The following is an 18,621-nucleotide window of genomic DNA, read 5'->3' as shown; positions in this document are numbered from 1 at the left end:
TCAGGGGGATTGCAAGCTCGCAACCCTACCGGCGTGCTACCCCCGATCGGGGATGGCGTATTCAACCTCGGTTACCGCAGAGTGCAACCGAAATCAGTACGGCGGCGGAGCGTTAGGGCATACCATGTCCGCTTTCCGCCGGTCTGGCAGCTCAAACGGTCACGCCATGTACGCCATCCTGCCCGCCTTCGTCTCGTCGATCTTTCTCGGTTACGGCCTCTACGTGCTGGTGACGAGGGGCGTCACGCGCCTGACCACGACCTTCTTCCTGATGTGCGCGACCACGTTCGCGTGGCAGGGCACCTGGGCCTTCCTGTTCCAGACCACGCATCCCGACGTGGCGCTGCTGCTGGCCAAGGTCGGCTATCTGTTCATCGTCTTCCTGCCGACCACCTTCTATCACTTCATCACCGAAGTGACCGAGCGCCGCGGCGAGCGGCCGTGGCTGCTGGTGTCCTACGGCATGTCGCTGCTGCTGGCGGTGGTGTTGCTGGTATCCGATCGGCTGGTCTCCGACTACTACATCTACAGCTTCGGCAACTACCCGCGCGCCGGGATCCTGCATCCGATCCATGTCGCCCAGACCGTGCTGCTGGCGCTGCGCAGCGGCTGGCTGCTGCTCGATGCGCGCCGCGACGCGGTGGGCGAGAAGCGCCAGCGGCTGACGCTGTGCCTGTGGAGCCTGGGCCTGTATTCGCTGGCGGCGATCGACTATGCGGTCAACTACGGCCACGACATCTATCCGCCGGGCGTGGTCTTCATCGCCGTGAGCCTGGGCATCATCGCGCTGTCGATCGTGCGCTACGACCTGATGCATCCGTACTCGCTGGCCGCCACCGTGGCCCACGAGGTGCGCACGCCGCTGGCGACCATCCGCATGCAGACGCAGGAGCTGGCGGTCGCCTGGCCGACCGTGCTGGATGGCTACCGCCGCGCCGTCGAGCACGGCCTGATCGAGGACAGCCTGCGCCCCGGCCAGCTCGAGCGGCTGCCGACGCTGCTTCGCGCGATCCGGAGCGAGGTCGATGGCACGCAGGCGGTGATCGAGATGGCGCTGGCGTCGATCACGCTGGAGCGGCTGGACCGCGGCAGCTTCGTGCCGCACGGCGTTGCTCATTGCGTCGAGTCCGCGCTGGAGCGCTATCCGTTCCGCCCCGGCGAACGCGAGCGGGTTTCCGTGCAGTCGATACCGGCCGGCTGGCGCTTCCGCGGTTCCGACACGCTGCTGGTCTACGTGCTGTTCAATCTGCTGAAGAACGCGCTGCAGGCGATGCGCGCGCACCAGCGTGAGGCCCGCGACGGCGGGCGCATCGAGATCTCCGCGTGCGAATCGGGCGGCTTCTATCAGCTGCGCGTGCGCGATACCGGTCCCGGCATTCCGGCGGACGTGCTGCCGCGCATCTTCGATCCGTTCTTCTCGACCAAGCCGCACGGCAGCGGTGCCGGCATGGGGCTGGCGTTCTGCCGGCGCGTGATGGAGGCCTTCGGCGGCCGCATCGACTGCGCATCGGCGCCCGGCCGGCATACCGTCTTCACGCTGCATCTGCCGGTCGCCGTGGCGGCCGAGCCGCCGGAGCCGGCGAACGCGGCGGCCTCGATCGGCCCGCTCGAGACGCTGGAGCGGATCGAGCCGATGCAGCCGATCCAGCCTATCCAGCCGCTCGGCCACGGCACGGCCGCCTGACGCGACGGCCGTGCCGCGGGGTCGGCCCGAGCGGCGGACCTGCTCCGCTACTAGTTGGCCAGCACCGGCGCGCTCACCTCATACTCCTTGACCCGCTCGACGATCTCCTTCGGGAATCGCGCGATCCGCTTCTCCTTGTCGGCGAACACGATCTGCTGGTAGCCCAGCGACACCGGCCGCTCGTCGACGCAGAAGCGGAACAGCAGATACGCCGAGCACTGCTTGACCTGGAAGGTGTTCAGGTAGCAGTCCACACGCTGGAACGGAAAGGTCTCCTCGACATATTCCTGGTGCGCGCGCTTGGTCACGAAGACGCCGCCCGCGGCCAGCAGATTGCCGTGGATGCATTCGTGGAACCAGCGCTCGCGGCAGATGCCCTGCCATTCGAAATAGCGCGCGAAGTAGGTGTTCATGAAGGCGTTGGAATCCTTCAGATAGATGTCGATCGTGTGGTGGAACGTCTTGCGGGGAGGGGTTTCGACCTGGTCCTGCGCCAGCTGGCCGGTACCGCGGTTCAGGATGTGGGGAATCACGTCACGCATCAACATGGAAAAAGCTCCTGGATCAATGGCTGCGAGCGGCAGCCTCGCTTGCCCCCGGGGGAGAGGGGGCATGGCGCATTCTGGCCGCAGACCCTGCACGGACGTCACCCAACCTTTGCGGGTAGACGAGAAGCGGCGCACGTAAGCGGAACTTGCCATTGCCGTCCCGCCGCTGACTGCGTGATGCCGCACCAACCCGCGGTAAACCCTAGTGGTATAGGTAACTAGACCTTATTACAGTGGCAGTTCGCCGAGCCCGCTCATCGAGTCCGCTCACTGAGTCCGCTCACTGAGTCCGTTTCCCGCGGCCGCGCGTGCGTTTGCATCGTGCCTGTCCGCTGCCCTGCGCCGCGCTTCGGCCCACCGTCTGCCGCCCATCGATGTCCGATTCCCTGTCCTCGACCGAACTGTTGTCGCGCAGCCGCGAGCCGGTCTATCTGCAGCTGGCGACCATCTTTCGCCGCCGCATCGAGAGCGGGGTCTGGCGTCCCGGCGAACGGATACCGTCGCTCGAGGACCTGTGCCGGCAATACGGGGTCGCGCGCATGACGATGCACCACGCGCTGTCGGTGCTCGACGACGAAGGCCTGGTCGCGCGCTCGCGCGGGCGTGGCACCTTCGTCAAGGGCGGCTGCAAGCGCCGCCGGCCGGTGTCGCTGCCGGTCACCTGGGGCCAGGCGGTCCAGGTCGGCGAGCAGCTCGGCACCGAGGCGCTGGTCGAGTCGGCGGGCAGCGTGCCGTTGCCGGACGAGCTGGGCCTGCCCTGCGAGGCCGAGCGCGCGTGCGCCTACCATTTCCTGCGCCGGCTGCACCGGCTCGACGGCCGGCCCTTCGCGATCGGCGAGGTCTATATCGAGGAAGGCCTGTTCGCCCGCAACCCGCGCGCGTTCCGGCAGGGCGCGTCGGTGCCGGTGCTGGACCGCTTTCCGGGGCTGCGGGTATCGAGCGCGCGGCAGCGGCTGTCGATCATCGCGGCCGGCGCGGAATCGGCCGCGGCGCTGGCGCTGCCGGTCGGCGCGCCGGTCGCCGAACTGCGCCGCCATGCGTGCGCCGATGGCGTGATCGTCTATTACGCGCGCATCGAATTTCCGACCGAATACGTCTGCCTCGACTTCGACCTGCTCGACCCCGGCGGCCTGGCCGGATGAAGGCGAAAGCCGGCGCACCGAATCCGCACCGATCCCCCAACCGATTTCAATTCGACCGACCTGACACCAAGGAAGCGCGCAATATGGAGACCAACCCCACCCAGCAAGCCGGGCAGACGCTGAACGGCGCCGAGAGCCTGGTCAAGACCCTGCTCGCCTGCGGCGTCGATACCTGCTTCGCCAATCCGGGTACCAGCGAGATGCATTTCGTTGCGGCGCTCGACCGCATCCTCGGCATGCGCTGCGTGCTGGGTTTGTTCGAGGGCGTGGTGACGGGCGCCGCCGACGGCTATGCCCGCATGGCGGACAAGCCGGCGGCGACGCTGCTGCATTGCGGACCCGGTCTCGCCAACGGCCTTGCCAATCTGCACAACGCGCGCCGCGCGCAGACGCCGATCGTCAATATCATCGGCGACCAGGCCACCTATCACCGTCCGCTCGATGCGCCGCTGACAGCCGACACCGAGGGCTGGGCGCGTCCCGTATCGGTCTGGACCCGCACCGCGCAGCGCGCCGATCAGGTCGGCGCCGATGCCGCGGCCGCGGTGCAGGCCGCCTGCGCCGCCCCCGGCGGCGTGGCCAGCCTGATCCTGCCGTCCGACGTGTGCTGGGACGAAGGTGGCAAGGTGGCCGCGCCGCTGCCGCCGCTGAGCGCGCCCAAGGTGTCCCCGGACGCGATCGAGCAGGCCGCGCGCTGGCTGCGCTCGGGCCAGCCGACGCTGCTGGTGCTGGCCGGCACGGCGCTGCGCGAGGCGCCGCTGGCCGATGCGCACCGCATTGCCGCCGCCACCGACGCGCGGCTGATCACGCCGATGTCCAATGCGCGCGTGTCGCGCGGGCGTGGCCGCTTCGCCGTCGAGCGCGTGCCTTACTCGGGCGACGCCGCGCGCGCCAGGCTGGCCGGCATCCGCCAGGTGATCCTGGTCGGCGCGCCGCCGCCGGTGACCTTCTTCGCCTATCCCGGCAAGTCGCCGCGCCCCTATCCCGAGGACGCGCAGATCCATGTGCTGGCCCGTCCGGAGCAGGACCTGGCCGATGCGCTGGCGCGCCTGGCCGACGCACTCGGCGCGCCAGCGGTGCCGGTGCCTGATGGCGCCACCCCGGCTGTCGCACCCGTCGGCATCGCCAAGGGTGCGGTGACGTCGGAAGCGGTTGCGCAGACGCTGAGCGCGCTGCTGCCGGAGCAGGCGGTCGTGGTCGAGGAAAGCGTCAGCTTCGGCCGCGCCTTCTATCCCGGCACCGTGCATGCCGCCCCGCACGACTGGCTGCAGCTGACCGGCGGCGCGATCGGCGCCGGCCTGCCGCTGGCGGTGGGCGCCGCGGTGGCGGTACCCGACCGGCGCGTGGTCGCGCTGCAGGCCGACGGCTCCGGCATGTACACGGTGCAGTCGCTGTGGACGATGGCGCGCGAGCAGCTCGACGTCACCGTGGTGGTGCTGGCCAATCGCAAGTACGCGATCCTGCTGGGCGAACTGGCCGGCGTCGGCGCCAATCCGGGCAAGACCGCGCTGGACATGCTGGACATCGGCAATCCCGATCTCGACTGGGTCAAGCTCGCCGCGGGCATGGGCGTCGAGGGCGCGCGCGCGGTAGACATGGACAGCTTTGCCGATCTGTTCGCGATGGCGAACAAGCGCAAGGGGCCGTTCTTGATCGAGTTGGTGATTTGAGCTTTTGGGGGCGGGGTTGGAGCGCTGGCCCTCTCCCCAGCCCCTCTCCCCCAGCCCCTCTCCCGCAAGCGGGAGAGGGGAGCAATCCAGCGGAATTTTCCTAGACCGAAGGCGTTCTCCCTCGCTTGCAAAGCCGAGGAGCGCAACAGACCGCTGTGATGACGAACAACCACGGGCGTTCTCCCTCTCCCGCTTGCGGGAGAGGGCGGGGGGGGGAGAGGGCAGGGGTATCCCCTTCGCGACCGAATAATCCACCCTTCCGGACAAGCGAATTGCCGAAGCGCCGATGACTGCGGCAAGCTGCCCGCGGAAGGCATCGAGCCAGGAGACAGCATGACAACACCGACCACCGCGGCGCAGGCCGATCCCGGGCCGGACCGCGTCTACGCGGCCCTGCTGAACGAAGGGCGCTTTCGCATCCAGCACTGCCGCGACTGCGACCGCCACGTGTTCTATCCGCGCAACCTGTGTCCGCACTGCGGCGGCGAGGCGCTGGACTGGACCGATCCGAAGGGCACCGGCACCGTCTATTCGACCAGCGTCATCCGCCGCAAGCCCGATGCGGGCGGCGACTACAACGTCGCGCTGGTCGATCTCGATGAAGGCGTGCGCATGATGAGCCGGGTCGAGGGCGTGGCACCGCAGGCGGTGCGCATCGGCATGCGCGTCAAGGCGCGCGTCGCGCCGGCCGCCGGCGACGGCGTTCCCGCCATGGTGGTGTTCGATCCGATGGAGGGCTGACGCGATGCGAGCACAATCGTTGCGCGGTGGCGTCGCCATCGTCGGCGTGGGACAGGCCGGACTCGGCGAGGCCCACGGCAAGACCGAAATGGAAATCCTGGTGGAGGCGGCCAAGGCCGCCGTCAAGGATGCCGGCATGTCGATGCGCGAGATCGACGGCATCGCCACCGCCAGCGTCGGCGCCACCATGTGGGTGATGCCGGTCGCCGAATACCTGGGTATCCATCCGAAGTTCGTCGACAGCACGATGATCGGCGGCTCCAGCTTCGTCGCCCATATGTTGCCCGCGATGCTGGCGCTCGAAGCCGGCATCTGCGACGCGGTGCTGGTCTGCTACGGCAGCAACCAGCGCACCTCGACCGTCGGCCGCGCCGGCATCGCCAAGGTGCGCTCGGTGCTGGACCCGCAGCCTTACGAGAACCCCTACCAGCCGATGCAGCCGATCACCTCGTACGCCCTGGCGGCCGCGCGGCACATGCACCAGTACGGCACCACGCGCGAGCACCTGGCCGAGGTAGCGGTGGCCGCGCGCAAATGGGCACAACTCAATCCCGATGCGCTGATGCGCGATCCCCTGAGCATCGACGACGTGCTGAACGCCCGCATGGTGTCGGACCCGCTGTCGGTGCGCGACTGCTGCCTGGTCACCGACGGCGCCGGCGCCTATGTGATGGTGCGCGCCGAACGCGCCAAGGACCTGGACAGGCCGCCGGTCTACGTGCTCGGCAACGCCACCGCAACCTGGCATCGGCAGATCTCGAGCATGCCGGATCTGACGGTCACCGCCGCTAAGGAATCGGGTGAACGAGCCTTCGCGATGGCGGGCGTCAAACCGGCGGACGTCGACGTGCTCGAGCTGTACGACGCCTTCACGATCAACACGCTGCTGTTCCTCGAAGACCTCGGCTTCTGCGCCAAGGGCGAGGGCGGGCCCTTCGTCAGCGGCGGCGCCATCGCGCCCGGTGGAAGGGTGCCGGTCAATACCAACGGCGGCGGGCTGTCGTGCGTGCATCCCGGCATGTACGGCATGTTCATCACGATCGAGGCGGTGCGGCAGTTGCGCGGCGAATGCGGCGAGCGGCAGGTGGACGGTGCAGAGATTGCACTGGTGCACGGCAACGGCGGCACCTTGTCGAGCCAGTCGACCGCGATCCTGGGAACGGCCGCGACGCTATAGCCGGCTCGGCGTTCGAACCGGTGCTGCGACGGCATGCCGCAGCAAGCGAAAGCAATGCGGGCGAACGCTTAACGCGTTCGCCCGCATTTTTTCATTTGGCGACACCAGCCGAGGTGAAGTCGCGCGAAGTCGGCAATCCGGGTCAACGATGGCGCCGCGCCGCTCGTCTAGAGAGGGCGATGGCGATTCGCGGGCCGGTCAGGTGTAGTCCACCGGCCAGGGGATCGTCCGCGAGTGTTCTTCTCCTGCGAGCCTGCCCGCCCCATGACGCTGCCCACCTGCCCGATGCCCTCGTTCCTTCCCGCGACGCCGCATATCGGTGACCCGCGATCCCGCGCCTGCCAGCCGCCGCTGCGGCCGCGCGATGCCGCGCAGGTGGCGCGCACCGCGGCCAGGCTGTTTCTCGGCGAAGGCAGCATCGATGTCACGCTGGCAGCGGATGCCGGCGGCCGCCTGCGCTCGGTGTTCGCCGATATCGGGCGCGAATACCGCCTCCGACTGCGCGGCTGCGACCGGTCGATCGATCCCGACGCCGCCTGCGCCGCGCTCGAACTGGAGATGGGCGTCAAGGTGCTGATCCGCCTGAGCGATTGCCTCAGCGCCCTGTTCGATCCGCATGGTGCCGTGCAGGACCGCGTGCCGCACGACGATGTCGCCAGGCGCGCCGCGCTGATCGAGTGCGCGGCGGCGATCGCCGACGAGGCGCTGGTCTGCCGCGACGAGCACGCCGTCAATGCGGGCGCCGCGCCGGTGCAGCGCCGCCTGACGATTTCCGCGGGCGCAGGCGGCGAGATCCGCCTGCACAAGTTCTCGCGCTGGCAACGGCCATCGGATCCACGCGGCGCCACTGAATCCGCGGCCGAGAGCGGCACGGCAGATTCCCCGGGGGCTCGCGGCACCGAGATGGACGCGTGCCTGGCCTTCCGGATCCGCCCGTGGCGCCGCACCGGGCGGCGGCACGACGGCGACCCGCGGCGCGTGCTGCTGCGCTGCCGTATCCGCCCGGTACGTGTGGGAGACGCGCGGCGCATGCATGAGGCCGTGGCGATCTGTGGCCCAGGTGTACGCGACAGGCTCGCCGCGGGCGACTGGCAAGGCGCGTTGCTGGCGCTGCTGATCCGGTTGTTCCGGCTGCCGATGCGTGGCCGCGGCGAACTCGCGGGCAGGGCGCAGCTGAAGGTCTATCCGATGCCACGCGACGGGCGCGCGGCGGTCGTCGTGCGGGTGGGCGGGGAAGGGACGCGGCGGCACGGATACCGTGCGGCCATCCACGGCGTCGAAGCGGTCAGGCAGGAACTGCAGAATCCGCGGCGTCTGCTTCCGGTGCTTGCTCCGAAGCCGGCATGCCGCGACGACGACGGCGTGCGCTGCTATTGAGCGTCGAGCCGTCGCGCGCGCCGTGCCATCCGGTGCGCGCGGTTTGCCGCAGCGCACCCACGGCCGTGCGGAAGGCGGCCTTAGCCAAATGCAAATGGCGAGCGGGCCGGCGCCCCCACACACTGCGGTGATGGCATCGGCGCAAGCGCCAGGGCTTCTCTCTATATGTAAACGGACCCAGCCCATGCGGACCGAACGTGCGCGAACAACAAAGTGCGCCGGCCGAGCCAGACCGTTCACCTCAGGAGGAGACGCATGGCAACGAAGCAAACACGATGGCGGCCCGCCGGCACGCTGGCGACCGTGCTGGGCGCGCTGGTCCCAGTGACGGCGGTGGCGGTGGCCTCGCTGGCGCTCAGCGAAGGCGCCGCCGCGGCCGAGCCCTATCCGTCGCGCCCGATCAAGCTGATCGTCGGCTATACGCCCGGCGGGCCGGTCGACACCGCGGCGCGCATCTATGCGGACTACCTCGGACGCGTGCTGAAGCAGCCGGTGGTGGTCGACAACCGTGCCGGCGCCAGCGGTGCGATCGCCGCCGAGATCACGGCCAAGGCGCCGCCGGACGGCTACACCCTGTACTTCGTCGCCAGCCCGACCATGACGATGACGCCGCTGATCCAGAAGGCGGTCAACTTCAATCCGACCCGGGATTTCAGCCATATCGGGCTGATCACCGACTACACCAACGTGCTGCTGATCAACAAGGACTTCCCGGCCCGCAACGTCGGCGAGCTGGTGGAGTACGCCCGCAAGCACCCACAAGGCGTGGCGTTCGGCTCGGCCGGCGTCGGCGCGTCCAACCATCTGTCGGCCGAACTGCTGGCGCAGATGAGCGGCGTCAAGATGCTGCACGTGCCGTACAAGGGCAATTCGCCGGCGATGACCGACGTGATCAGCGGCAAGATCGCCTTCATGTTCGATATCACGGGCACCGCGATCGGCCATATCCAGGGCGGCAAGGTGCGGCCGCTGGCGGTCACGTCAAAGGAGCGCAACGCCGCGCTGCCGAACGTGCCGACCATGGTCGAGTCGGGGCTGAAGGACTATGCGGTGACCGGCTGGTACGCGCTGATCGGCCCGCCGAAGCTGCCGGCCGAGGTGGTCGACACGCTGGTCAAGGCGCAGCAGACCGTCGGCGACGATGCGGCCTTCCGCCAGCGGATGACGCAGGGCGGCTACGACCTGAACATCACCGGGCCGAAGCCGCTGGCGGAGCGGATCGAGCGGGAGCTGCGGCTGTGGAGCGGGGTGGTCAAGACGGCGAAGATCGAGGTGGAGTGATCGCCCGTTGACGTGCAGGGGAACCGTTGCGTCGTTCCCGCGCGGGCGGGAACCCGGCGTCTTCCGAAGTCCCGACGTCGCGAAAGACGCTGGGTCCCCGCTTTCGCGGGGACGACATGGCAGGCCGGTGGAGCGCGCCTATTCCTCCACCACCGCCCATCCCTCCATCGCCTGCCCGCCCGCATCGTCGCCGGTCCACAGCAGCACACGACCGGGCTGCTGTTCGTCCCGGCGGCCGCCGACCGTGACGAGGTCGTGGTCGAACAGCGGCGCCATGCCGCGGAAGCCGAAGCGCCTGACGTTCGCCCGCGGCAGTTCGCGCGCCAGCAGGTCCATCATCAGCACCGCCTGCAGCGGGCCGTGGACGACCAGGCCGGGATAACCCTCGACGTCGCGCACATAGTCGTGGTCGTAGTGGATCCGGTGGCCGTTGAAGGTCAGCGCCGAAAAGCGGAACAGCATCACCGGATCGGCATGCAGCTGGCGCTGCCATTGCGGCTGGTGCGCCAGCCGCGGGCGCGGCGGCTGGGCCTGGCCCGGCTCCGGCATCGCGCGATAGACGATGTCGTGGCGTTCGCTGAGCGCCGTCTCGCCGTCGACGGTCAGTACATGGCGGACCGATACAAACCAAAGCTCGCCACTGCGCCCGGTCTTCTGCTGGACTTCCTCGATCGTCGAGGTACGCGTCACGGTGTCGCCGACGCGCAGCGGACGCTGGAAGTCCAGCTCGCTGCCGGCCCACATCCGCCGCGGCAGCGGCACCGGCGGCAGGAAGCCGCCCAGCACCGCGTGACCGTCGCGGCCGAGCTTGTGCTGCGGCGCGCGCGGCAGGAAATAGAGCCAGTGCCACAGCGGCGGCAGCGGTCCGCGCGCGATCGCGTCGCCGTCCAGGTCCAGCGTGGCGGCGAGCCCGAGCACGGGCTGCAGCGCCAGCGTTTCGGTGCGGCTTTCGCTGCGGCCGATCCACTGGCGCAGCGCTTCGAGGCTGGTATCGCCTTCGGTGTCCGTGCTGGTATTGGTTCTCGTTCTGGTTTTGGTGTTGGTATCGGCGTGGGCCGGATCGGCCGTCAATTGGTGGTCCACGGGAATCCTCTCAGGGTGGTGGGAACGGCAGGGACGGCAGTCTTCGCGTCCGTCTCTGCGAGCGTAGGAGTTCAGGCCGCGGCCGGCAACCAGTCCGCCATGCTGTCCGTGTGTTCGAGCGCCCAGACGCGCGCGATGATCGTGCGCATCTCCGCCTCGCTGGCGCCCTGGCGGAAGGCCGCCAGTTGCAGCGCCTTGGCTTCGAGCTCGGGCCGGCTCAGCGTGTTGTCCGGATCGCCCTTGGGCACGTCCACGCGCGCTTCCAGCGTGCGGCCGTCGGTGGTCGTCACGGTGACGCGGCCGATCCACTGGCGCGGATAGGCGGCGTTGATCTCGGCGTCGAGCGCCATCGCCACCTTGTCGCGGAAGGCCGCGACGCGCGCATCGCGCAGCGCGTGCTGCTCGAACTCGCCCAGGCCGGCGTGGCCATGCCAGGCGACCAGCCCGAGCACCGTGCCCATCGAGAACTTCGCCTGATGAATCGTGACCGGATCGACCACGGGACCGAGCACATCGATCGCGCCCTGATGCACATGCGCGGTCACGCTGGCGATCTGCTCGGGATCGACGCGCTCCCGCTGCATCAGCGCCTTCAGCGCGTCGGCGGCCGGGTGGGTGTGCCGGCATGAGGCGAAGAACTTGAACGAGGTCTCGGCGGTGGCCCAGCGCGTGCCCAGGCCGTCGGTCAGCCGCGCCGGATCGGCGTCGCTGGACATGCCGGCCGCCATGCCTTGCGCCCCCTCCAGGATACGGCGCGCGCCGGTGAAGCCGGCCCGCGCCAGATGCGCCGACATCAGGCCGTCGGCCGCCGCCTTGGCGGTATGCAGCTGCTTCGAATCGGCGGCGTCGCGCAGGAATTCCCACAGGCCCGCGGCCTGGGTGCCGGCCGAGCCCAGCGCCTGGTTGATGCCCTCGGCATCGAGCCCGTACAGCTTGGCGACCGCGGCCGCGGCGGCCAGCGTGCCGACCGTGCCGGTGGTATGGAACACGCGATAGTGCGAGCGGCCCATGAATTCGCCGATGCGGATGCCGGCCTCGTAGCCGGCGATCGCCGCGGTCAGCAGCTGCGCCCCGCTGCTGCCCTCGGCCTGGGCCGCGGCCAGCACCGCGGGAAACACCACCGCGGCCGGATGCAGCACCGAGCCGTTGTGCACGTCGTCCTGCTCGACCACATGCGAGGCCGCGGCATTGACCAGCGCGGCGAACCATGGCGAGGTGCGGCGGCGATCGACCAGTACCTCGGATGGGCCCTGCTGCGGGCCCATCGCCACGGCGAACTCCTGCAGCCGGCGGATCGCCGGGGCATCCTTGCCGGCGAGGGCCGAGGCGATCCAGTCGAGGAACAGGTCCTTGGTGCGTTCGACCACGGACGGCGGCACCTCGGACAGCGTGAAGCGGGCAAGGAACTCGCAGAGTTCGCGCGTGGGATAGGAGCTTGTGGAGCTGGGCATCGGCTTGGCGTGGATCGGGTTGGCGCGGCAGGGAGCGGCAGGAACGGCGGAACGACCGTCAGAAAGCTGCGGGCCTAGAAGGACCGCGGCAGGCCCAGCACGTGCTCGGCCACATAGGACAGGATCAGATTGGTCGAGATGGGTGCGACCTGGTACAGACGCGTCTCGCGGAACTTGCGCTCGATGTCGTATTCGGCGGCGAAGCCGAAGCCGCCGTGGGTCTGCAGGCAGACGTTGGCCGCTTCCCACGAGGCGTCGGCGGCCAGCAGCTTGGCCATGTTGGCCTCCTTGCCGCAGGGCTGGCCGGCGTCGAACAGCTCCGCGGCCCGGTAGCGCATCAGGCTGGCGGCCTCGACGTTGACGTAGGAGCGCGCGATCGGGAACTGGATGCCCTGGTTCTGGCCGATCGGGCGATCGAACACGACGCGCTCGCGCGCATAGTGGCTGGCGCGCTCGACGAACCAGTAGCCGTCGCCGATACATTCGGCCGCGATCAGGATCCGCTCGGCGTTCAGCCCGTCGAGGATGTACTTCAGGCCCTTGCCTTCCTCGCCGATCAGGTTCTCGGCCGGGATCTCCAGGTTGTCGAAGAACAGCTCGTTGGTCTCGTGATTGACCATGTTGCGGATCGGCTGGACCGTCAGGCCGTTGCCGATCGCCTCGCGCAGGTCGACCACGAATACCGACAACCCTTCCGACTTGCGCTTGACCTGGTCCAGCGGCGTGGTGCGCGCCAGCAGCAGCATCAGGTCCGAATGCTGCACGCGCGAGATCCAGACCTTCTGGCCATTGACGACGTAGCGGTCGCCCTGGCGCACCGCGGTGGTCTTCAGCCTGGTGGTGTCGGTGCCGGTGGTCGGCTCGGTCACCGCCATCGACTGCATGCGCAGTTCGCCCGCGGCGATGCCGGGCAGCCAGCGCTGTTTCTGCGCCTCGGAGCCGTGCCGCAGCAGGCAGCCCATCACGTACATCTGGCCGTGGCAGGCGCCGGAATTGCCGCCGCTGCGATTGATCTCTTCCATGATCACGGAAGCGGCCGTCAGCGGCAGGCCCGAACCGCCATAGGTCTCCGGAATCAGCGCCGACAGCCAGCCGGCCTGCGTCAGCGCCTGGACGAACTCTTCGGGAAAGGCGTCCTGCTGCTCGACGCGCTGCCAGTAGGCGGAATCGAAGCCGGCGCACAGATCGCGCACCGCTTCGCGGATTTCGGGGTAATGCGCATCGCGCGCCTGGTCGATCGTCATCGGAGGGCCCTTCGCGGGGAATCACGGGAATGCGGCCATTATTCCCGAGCCCGCCGCGCACCGACATTCGCATTTGCCAAAGAGCGGCTTAGGGCGCGCCTTACCTCGGCTCCCCGGCGGCACCGTGGCGGCGGCGACGGCTCAGACGGGCTCGCGCGCCGCGTCGATCAGGTAGTGGACCAGCGTCTCGGCGAACTGCGGCAGTTCCCGGCCGGGCCGGCGCACCAGGCGCAGCTCGCGCCGTGCCCAGTCGTCCTCCAGCGTGATGAAGCGCAACACCTTGCGGCTGGCGTAGCGGCGCGCGCAGCTGTTGGGCACGATCGCGATGCCGGCGCCCGCCTCGACCATGCGGCAGACCGCGTCGAAGCTGCCGACCTGGATGCGCAGGCTGATGCGCTTGCCCATGCCGCTGGCGATGCGGTCGAGGAAGGACTGGATCGCGCTGAACTGGTTCAGGCCGACGAAGCGGCAGGTGTCGAGCAGATCGGCGAAATGCAGCCGCTTGAACTGCGGCAGCGGGTGGTTGACCGGCGCGATCACGATCAGCTCGTCGCTGCACAGCTGCATCACGTCGAGATCCTCGGTGGCGACCTCGCCGGCGACGATGCCAAGGTCCGCCGCGCCGGCGCCGATCGCCGAGACGATCTCCTGCGACAGGTGCTCCTCCAGTTCGATGTCGACGTCCGGGTTCTCCGACAGGAAGCGCGACAGCGCGCTGGCGAGGAACGAGTTGGTCGCGGTGGTGTTGGCCAGCAGCCGGACCTTGCCCTTGACGCCCTTGGCGTAGGGGCGCAGATCGGCATGCAGGCATTCGAGCTCGCGAAAGACCTCGCGCGCATGGCGCAGCAGCGCGTCGCCCGCCGGCGTCAGGCGCACGCCCTTGACCTGGCGGATCAGCAGCTGCGTCTGGAACGCTTCCTCCAGCTGCTTGATCCGGGTGCTCGCCGCCGGCAGCGACAGGAAGCTGCGTTCGGCCGCCCGCGTGAGGTTATGGGTTTCCCCTACGTTCAGAAACAGGCGCAGGTCGGTCAGGTCGTAATGCATCGTGTCGTGATGGGTTTGGCGGGATCGAACGAAGGGTTTCGGCCGGCGGAAGGCGTCTTTTGGGATTGGCGAATTCCCCTTTCGCTGCCGGCAATTTATCGTATATGCCGCTTCAATAGAACCTCGTAGGTGGGACAGGAGACCGATGATGACGGCGAAGGTGGAAGGATCGGCGGCAGCCAGGACGGCCGGCACGATGGCTGGCAAGGTCGCGGTGGTGACCGGCGCGGGGGGCGGCATCGGCCGCGGCATCGCGCTGGCGCTGGCCGCCGCGGGCGCGCGCGTGGTGGTCAACGATATCGGCGTATCGCTGAGCGGCGAGGGCGGCGATGCGGGACCGGCGCAGCGCGTGGTCCAGGAGATCCGGGCCGCCGGCGGCGAGGCGGTGGCCAACACCGACAGCGTGTCGAGCTGGCAGGGCGCCAACGCGATCGTCCAGTGCGCGCTGGACCGGTTCGGCCGCATCGACGCCGTGATCAACAACGCCGGCAATCTGCGCGACCGCATGTTCTTCAAGATGAACGAGGAGGAATGGCGCGCGGTGATCGACGTGCATCTGCACGGTACCTTCTTCGTCAGCCGCGCGGCCGCCCCTTACTTCAAGGACCAGCAGAGCGGGGCCTATGTCCATATGACGTCGACCTCCGGCCTGATCGGCAACTTCGGCCAGGCCAACTACGCGGCGGCCAAGCTCGGCATCGCCGCGCTGTCCAAATCGATCGCGCTGGACATGGCCCGCTTCAACGTGCGCTCGAATTGCATCGCACCGTTCGCCTGGAGCCGGATGACCAGCTCGATTCCGTCGGAGACGCCCGAGGAGCAGGCGCGCGTGGCCAAGCTGCAGAAGATGGAAGCCGGCAAGGTCGCGCCGATGGCCGTGTTCCTCGCCAGCGAGGCGGCGCGCGAGGTCAATGCGCAGATCTTCGCGGTGCGCGCCAACGAGATCATGCTGATGAGCCAGCCGCGGCCGGTGCGATCGGTGCACGCCAGCGAAGGGTGGACGCCGGAGTCGATCGCCGAGATCGCGATCCCCGCAATGCGCAACAGCTTCCATCCGCTGGAGCGCTCGCCCGACGTCATCAACTGGGATCCGATCTGAATTTCGCCACTGCCGGTGCCGCCGCGCTGGCAGCACTGGCAGCACGGCCCGCCGGGTGCTGACGCCCGGCGCTTTCACTGTCCCTCTGTCCCGCTCTTCTCCCTCCGGCGTTCGGCCTCTTCCTCGATTCTGTTCGATCGATTGTCGCCGACGCGCAAGTCGCCGCGCATTGCGGTTTCCCCTGATCGTCGCCGACCGCCGTCGACGATCGCCATCGACGACCGCCATTCGTCCCCCGATCCTTCGCCGACCATTCGACTCGCGCGCCGCATGTGGCCCGCAACTTGCTGGTGTACTGGCAACGGTGGCCGACGGATGCCGCCGCGCGGGCAACCGCGACGGGGAGACAGCGATGCGATCGACGCGGTCGAATGCAAGCTGGAACCTGTAGCGGTTTCGGCATTCCAATGGGCACGCACCCGCACGGTGCGCGCCACGATTCCAAAGGGGAGACGCGATTGCCTCGACGGTGCATGGAGACAACCGGCGAACGATGCTTCGCCACACCCGGGCCGACAGCAGGCCCACGCCCGGGCCGATGGGTTAACCCTGCTTTTCCGCAGCGCGATGCGCGATGTCGCGGCGCTGCGTTTTCATCCCGTTTCGATCCCCGCTTCAATGCCGGTCTCGCGCACCGCGAACACGACCACAGCGTGTCGTGCGACGTTGCGCGCAAGGCATTGGCCGCAGCAACGATGCAGGATGTGCCAACGTACGACCCCACCCGTTCCAAGGTTTTGCAGTCCCGGTATGTCGACGATGCTCGTCGGAAGCAATCGTTACAAACGGGTCAGTGCAGCACCAAAGGGAAAGGTGTAAGGTGTGTCCCAGAACATGGTCGCACCGCCCAGTGCGAACCGGTCAGCGTGCCGCTCAGTCGCACGCAGCCAGGACGCAGTTTTCACGAGCAGGACAGCGCCGTTGCGAGTGCGCAATGCGCGTCAACAAGCTCTTCCCCCTGGGCGTTATTTGACTATGATGAAGTAAAGACTTCGCAACATGGTCAGTCTTCCGCCAAGCCGGGGTGGCGGTATTCAAAGGCTGATACGTGGAATGAGGCAGGGTACCTACCTGCAGACGGACTGCGTTCGCCTCGGACGAGACTCTGACGGGAGTGAGGTATGGACATTTTCGGCCACTACGCCACGCGCTTCGAAGCTCGCAAGGAAGAGGAATACAGCATCCAGGAGTACCTGGAGATCTGTAAGAAAGACCCTACTGCCTATGCGACCGCGGCCGAGCGCATGCTCGCCGCGATCGGGCAGCCAGAGCTGGTAGACACGCACCACGACCCGCGACTGTCGCGCCTGTTCTTCAACAAGGTCATCAAGATCTATCCGGCGTTCCGCGAGTTCTACGGCATGGAGGACACGATCGAGCAGATCGTCTCGTTCTTCAAGCATGCCGCACAGGGTCTCGAGGAACGCAAGCAGATCCTCTACCTGCTCGGGCCTCCTGGCGGCGGCAAGTCCTCGCTCGCCGAGAAGCTCAAGTCGTTGATGGAACAGATCCCCATCTACGCGCTGAAGGGCTCGCCCATCCATGAATCGCCGCTCGGACTGTTCTCGCCCGAGGAAGACGGCAAGATTCTGGAGGAGGACTATGGCATCCCGGTCCGCTATCTGAACACGATCGCCTCGCCATGGGCGGTCAAGCGCCTGCACGAGTTCAACGGCGACATCACGCGCTTCCGCGTGGTCAAGCTGCGGCCCTCGGTGCTGTCGCAGATCGCGATCGCGAAGACCGAGCCGGGCGACGAGAACAACCAGGACATCTCCTCGCTGGTCGGCAAGGTCGATATCCGCAAGCTCGAGGACTATCCGCAAGACGATCCGGACGCGTACTCGTACTCCGGCGGCCTGTGCCTGGCCAACCGCGGCCTGCTCGAGTTCGTCGAGATGTTCAAGGCGCCGATCAAGGTCCTGCACCCGCTGCTGACCGCGACGCAGGAAGGCAACTACAAGGGCACCGAAGGCTTCGGCGCGATTCCGTTCGACGGCGTGATCCTGGCCCACTCGAACGAGGCCGAATGGCAATCGTTCAAGGCCGACAAGAACAACGAGGCCTTCCTCGACCGGATCTACATCGTCAAGGTGCCGTACTGCCTGCGCGTGTCCGACGAGGTCAAGATCTACGACAAGCTGCTGCGCAGCAGCTCGCTGTCGGCCGCGCCATGCGCGCCGAACACGCTGAAGATGATGGCGCAGTTCGCGGTGCTGACGCGGATCAAGGAACCGGAGAACTCGAACATCTTCTCGAAGATGCGGGTCTACGACGGCGAAAGCCTGAAGGACGTCGACCCGAAGGCGAAGTCTTACCAGGAGTACCGCGACTACGCCGGCATCGACGAGGGCATGAGCGGGCTGTCGACGCGCTTCGCGTTCAAGGTGCTGTCCAAGGTCTTCAACTTCGACAACACCGAGGTCGCGGCCAATCCGGTGCACCTGCTGTACGTGCTCGAGCAGCAGATCGAGCGCGAGCAGTTCCCGCCGGAGCAGGAAGCGAAGCTGCTGTCGTACATCAAGGAATACCTGACGACGCCGTTCGTCGAGTTCATCGGCAAGGAGATCCAGACCGCCTATCTGGAGTCGTATTCCGAGTATGGCCAGAACATCTTCGATCGCTACGTGGTGTTCGCCGACCTGTGGATCCAGGACCAGGAGTACCGCGATCCCAACACCGGCGAGATCCTCGATCGCAACGCGCTGAACGACGAGCTGGAGAAGGTGGAAAAGCCCGCGGGTATCTCGAACCCGAAGGACTTCCGCAACGAGATCGTCAACTTCGTGCTGCGGGCGCGGGCCAACAACGGCGGCAAGAACCCGAACTGGACCAGCTACGAGAAGCTGCGCATGGTGATCGAGAAGCGGATGTTCTCCACCACGGAGGACCTGCTGCCGGTCATTTCCTTCAACGCCAAGTCCTCGCGCGAGGACCAGGAGAAACACGAGAACTTCGTCAACCGCATGGTCGAGAAGGGCTATACGCCCAAGCAGGTCCGGCTGCTGGTGGAGTGGTACTTGCGCGTTCGAAAATCATCGTAACGGCGCCTGCACGGGGCCTCTGAACGAGGGCAACCA

The 18,621-nt window shown here is 67.8% G+C and carries 14 protein-coding genes; 9 read left to right on the top strand and 5 right to left on the bottom strand.

Translation table 11 applies throughout. The annotated features are described in order from the left end of the window. Positions 1-166 precede the first annotated feature (166 nt). Positions 167-1,684, top strand: a complete 1,518-nt coding sequence (locus LRR16_RS11515) for a sensor histidine kinase (RefSeq protein WP_006579722.1) — start codon at positions 167-169, stop codon at positions 1,682-1,684. Between the two features lie 50 nt (positions 1,685-1,734). On the opposite strand, the gene LRR16_RS11510 is transcribed toward LRR16_RS11515, so the two are convergent. Next, positions 1,735-2,232, bottom strand: coding sequence for a thioesterase family protein (locus LRR16_RS11510; protein WP_006579723.1), 498 nt, complete (start codon positions 2,230-2,232; stop codon positions 1,735-1,737). Between the two features lie 374 nt (positions 2,233-2,606). Between LRR16_RS11510 and LRR16_RS11505 the strand changes: the two genes are divergently transcribed. The 6 genes from LRR16_RS11505 (at position 2,607) to LRR16_RS11480 (ending at position 9,620) form a co-directional block, all read left to right on the top strand. Next, on the top strand, positions 2,607-3,374 hold the full coding sequence (locus tag LRR16_RS11505) for a GntR family transcriptional regulator (protein WP_006579724.1): 768 nt from the start codon (positions 2,607-2,609) through the stop codon (positions 3,372-3,374). Positions 3,375-3,493: 119 nt separating this feature from the next. Continuing rightward, a complete protein-coding gene (locus LRR16_RS11500; protein WP_232206057.1) occupies positions 3,494-5,044 on the top strand; it encodes an acetolactate synthase large subunit in 1,551 nt (516 codons plus the stop codon). 333 nt (positions 5,045-5,377) lie between these two features. Next, positions 5,378-5,785, top strand: a complete 408-nt coding sequence (locus LRR16_RS11495; protein ID WP_232205914.1) for a Zn-ribbon domain-containing OB-fold protein — start codon at positions 5,378-5,380, stop codon at positions 5,783-5,785. Between the two features lie 4 nt (positions 5,786-5,789). Next, the gene (locus LRR16_RS11490; RefSeq protein WP_232205913.1) at positions 5,790-6,962 is read left to right on the top strand and encodes a thiolase; all 1,173 of its coding nucleotides are present in this window, start codon (positions 5,790-5,792) and stop codon (positions 6,960-6,962) included. Positions 6,963-7,226: 264 nt separating this feature from the next. After that, positions 7,227-8,339: a hypothetical protein gene (locus tag LRR16_RS11485; protein WP_232205912.1), complete on the top strand. Its 1,113-nt coding sequence runs from the start codon at positions 7,227-7,229 to the stop codon at positions 8,337-8,339. A gap of 255 nt (positions 8,340-8,594) precedes the next feature. Next, positions 8,595-9,620 carry a tripartite tricarboxylate transporter substrate binding protein gene (locus LRR16_RS11480; protein ID WP_006576795.1) on the top strand — a complete coding sequence of 342 codons (1,026 nt, stop codon included), beginning with the start codon at positions 8,595-8,597 and terminating at the stop codon, positions 9,618-9,620. A gap of 138 nt (positions 9,621-9,758) precedes the next feature. Here LRR16_RS11480 and LRR16_RS11475 read toward each other — a convergent pair whose 3' ends face one another. The 4 genes from LRR16_RS11475 to LRR16_RS11460 all read right to left on the bottom strand — a co-directional run bounded on the left by LRR16_RS11475 (position 9,759) and on the right by LRR16_RS11460 (position 14,442). Continuing rightward, a complete protein-coding gene (locus LRR16_RS11475; RefSeq protein ID WP_232206055.1) occupies positions 9,759-10,595 on the bottom strand; it encodes a MaoC family dehydratase N-terminal domain-containing protein in 837 nt (278 codons plus the stop codon). Between the two features lie 179 nt (positions 10,596-10,774). Beyond that, complete coding sequence (locus LRR16_RS11470) at positions 10,775-12,154, bottom strand: MmgE/PrpD family protein (RefSeq protein ID WP_232205911.1); 1,380 nt, start codon at positions 12,152-12,154, stop codon at positions 10,775-10,777. A gap of 74 nt (positions 12,155-12,228) precedes the next feature. After that, positions 12,229-13,398 carry an acyl-CoA dehydrogenase family protein gene (locus tag LRR16_RS11465; protein ID WP_064576818.1) on the bottom strand — a complete coding sequence of 390 codons (1,170 nt, stop codon included), beginning with the start codon at positions 13,396-13,398 and terminating at the stop codon, positions 12,229-12,231. 141 nt (positions 13,399-13,539) lie between these two features. After that, positions 13,540-14,442 (bottom strand): LysR family transcriptional regulator, encoded by a 903-nt coding sequence (locus LRR16_RS11460; protein ID WP_006576792.1) that lies wholly within the window; start codon positions 14,440-14,442, stop codon positions 13,540-13,542. A gap of 148 nt (positions 14,443-14,590) precedes the next feature. Here LRR16_RS11460 and LRR16_RS11455 point away from each other — a divergent pair, with 148 nt between their 5' ends. Both LRR16_RS11455 and LRR16_RS11450 read left to right on the top strand, forming a co-directional pair. Continuing rightward, positions 14,591-15,541: an SDR family NAD(P)-dependent oxidoreductase gene (locus LRR16_RS11455; protein ID WP_064576849.1), complete on the top strand. Its 951-nt coding sequence runs from the start codon at positions 14,591-14,593 to the stop codon at positions 15,539-15,541. Positions 15,542-16,662: 1,121 nt separating this feature from the next. After that, positions 16,663-18,585, top strand: a complete 1,923-nt coding sequence (locus LRR16_RS11450) for a PrkA family serine protein kinase (RefSeq protein WP_006576790.1) — start codon at positions 16,663-16,665, stop codon at positions 18,583-18,585. Positions 18,586-18,621 lie beyond the last annotated feature (36 nt).

Origin of the sequence: Cupriavidus sp. UGS-1, assembly GCF_021213615.1 — a bacterium.
GTDB lineage: Bacteria > Pseudomonadota > Gammaproteobacteria > Burkholderiales > Burkholderiaceae > Cupriavidus.
Note: the sequence above shows the minus strand (reverse complement) of the source record. Positions and strands in the feature narration are given on the sequence as shown.

Coding starts and splice junctions, on each gene's coding strand:
- LRR16_RS11515 (WP_006579722.1), top strand. CDS start 167: ATGTACGCCATCCTGCCCGCCTTCGTCTCGTCGATCTTTCTCGGTTAC.
- LRR16_RS11510 (WP_006579723.1), bottom strand. CDS start 2,232: ATGTTGATGCGTGACGTGATTCCCCACATCCTGAACCGCGGTACCGGC.
- LRR16_RS11505 (WP_006579724.1), top strand. CDS start 2,607: ATGTCCGATTCCCTGTCCTCGACCGAACTGTTGTCGCGCAGCCGCGAG.
- LRR16_RS11495 (WP_232205914.1), top strand. CDS start 5,378: ATGACAACACCGACCACCGCGGCGCAGGCCGATCCCGGGCCGGACCGC.
- LRR16_RS11490 (WP_232205913.1), top strand. CDS start 5,790: ATGCGAGCACAATCGTTGCGCGGTGGCGTCGCCATCGTCGGCGTGGGA.
- LRR16_RS11485 (WP_232205912.1), top strand. CDS start 7,227: ATGACGCTGCCCACCTGCCCGATGCCCTCGTTCCTTCCCGCGACGCCG.
- LRR16_RS11480 (WP_006576795.1), top strand. CDS start 8,595: ATGGCAACGAAGCAAACACGATGGCGGCCCGCCGGCACGCTGGCGACC.
- LRR16_RS11470 (WP_232205911.1), bottom strand. CDS start 12,154: ATGCCCAGCTCCACAAGCTCCTATCCCACGCGCGAACTCTGCGAGTTC.
- LRR16_RS11465 (WP_064576818.1), bottom strand. CDS start 13,398: ATGACGATCGACCAGGCGCGCGATGCGCATTACCCCGAAATCCGCGAA.
- LRR16_RS11460 (WP_006576792.1), bottom strand. CDS start 14,442: ATGCATTACGACCTGACCGACCTGCGCCTGTTTCTGAACGTAGGGGAA.
- LRR16_RS11455 (WP_064576849.1), top strand. CDS start 14,591: ATGACGGCGAAGGTGGAAGGATCGGCGGCAGCCAGGACGGCCGGCACG.
- LRR16_RS11450 (WP_006576790.1), top strand. CDS start 16,663: ATGGACATTTTCGGCCACTACGCCACGCGCTTCGAAGCTCGCAAGGAA.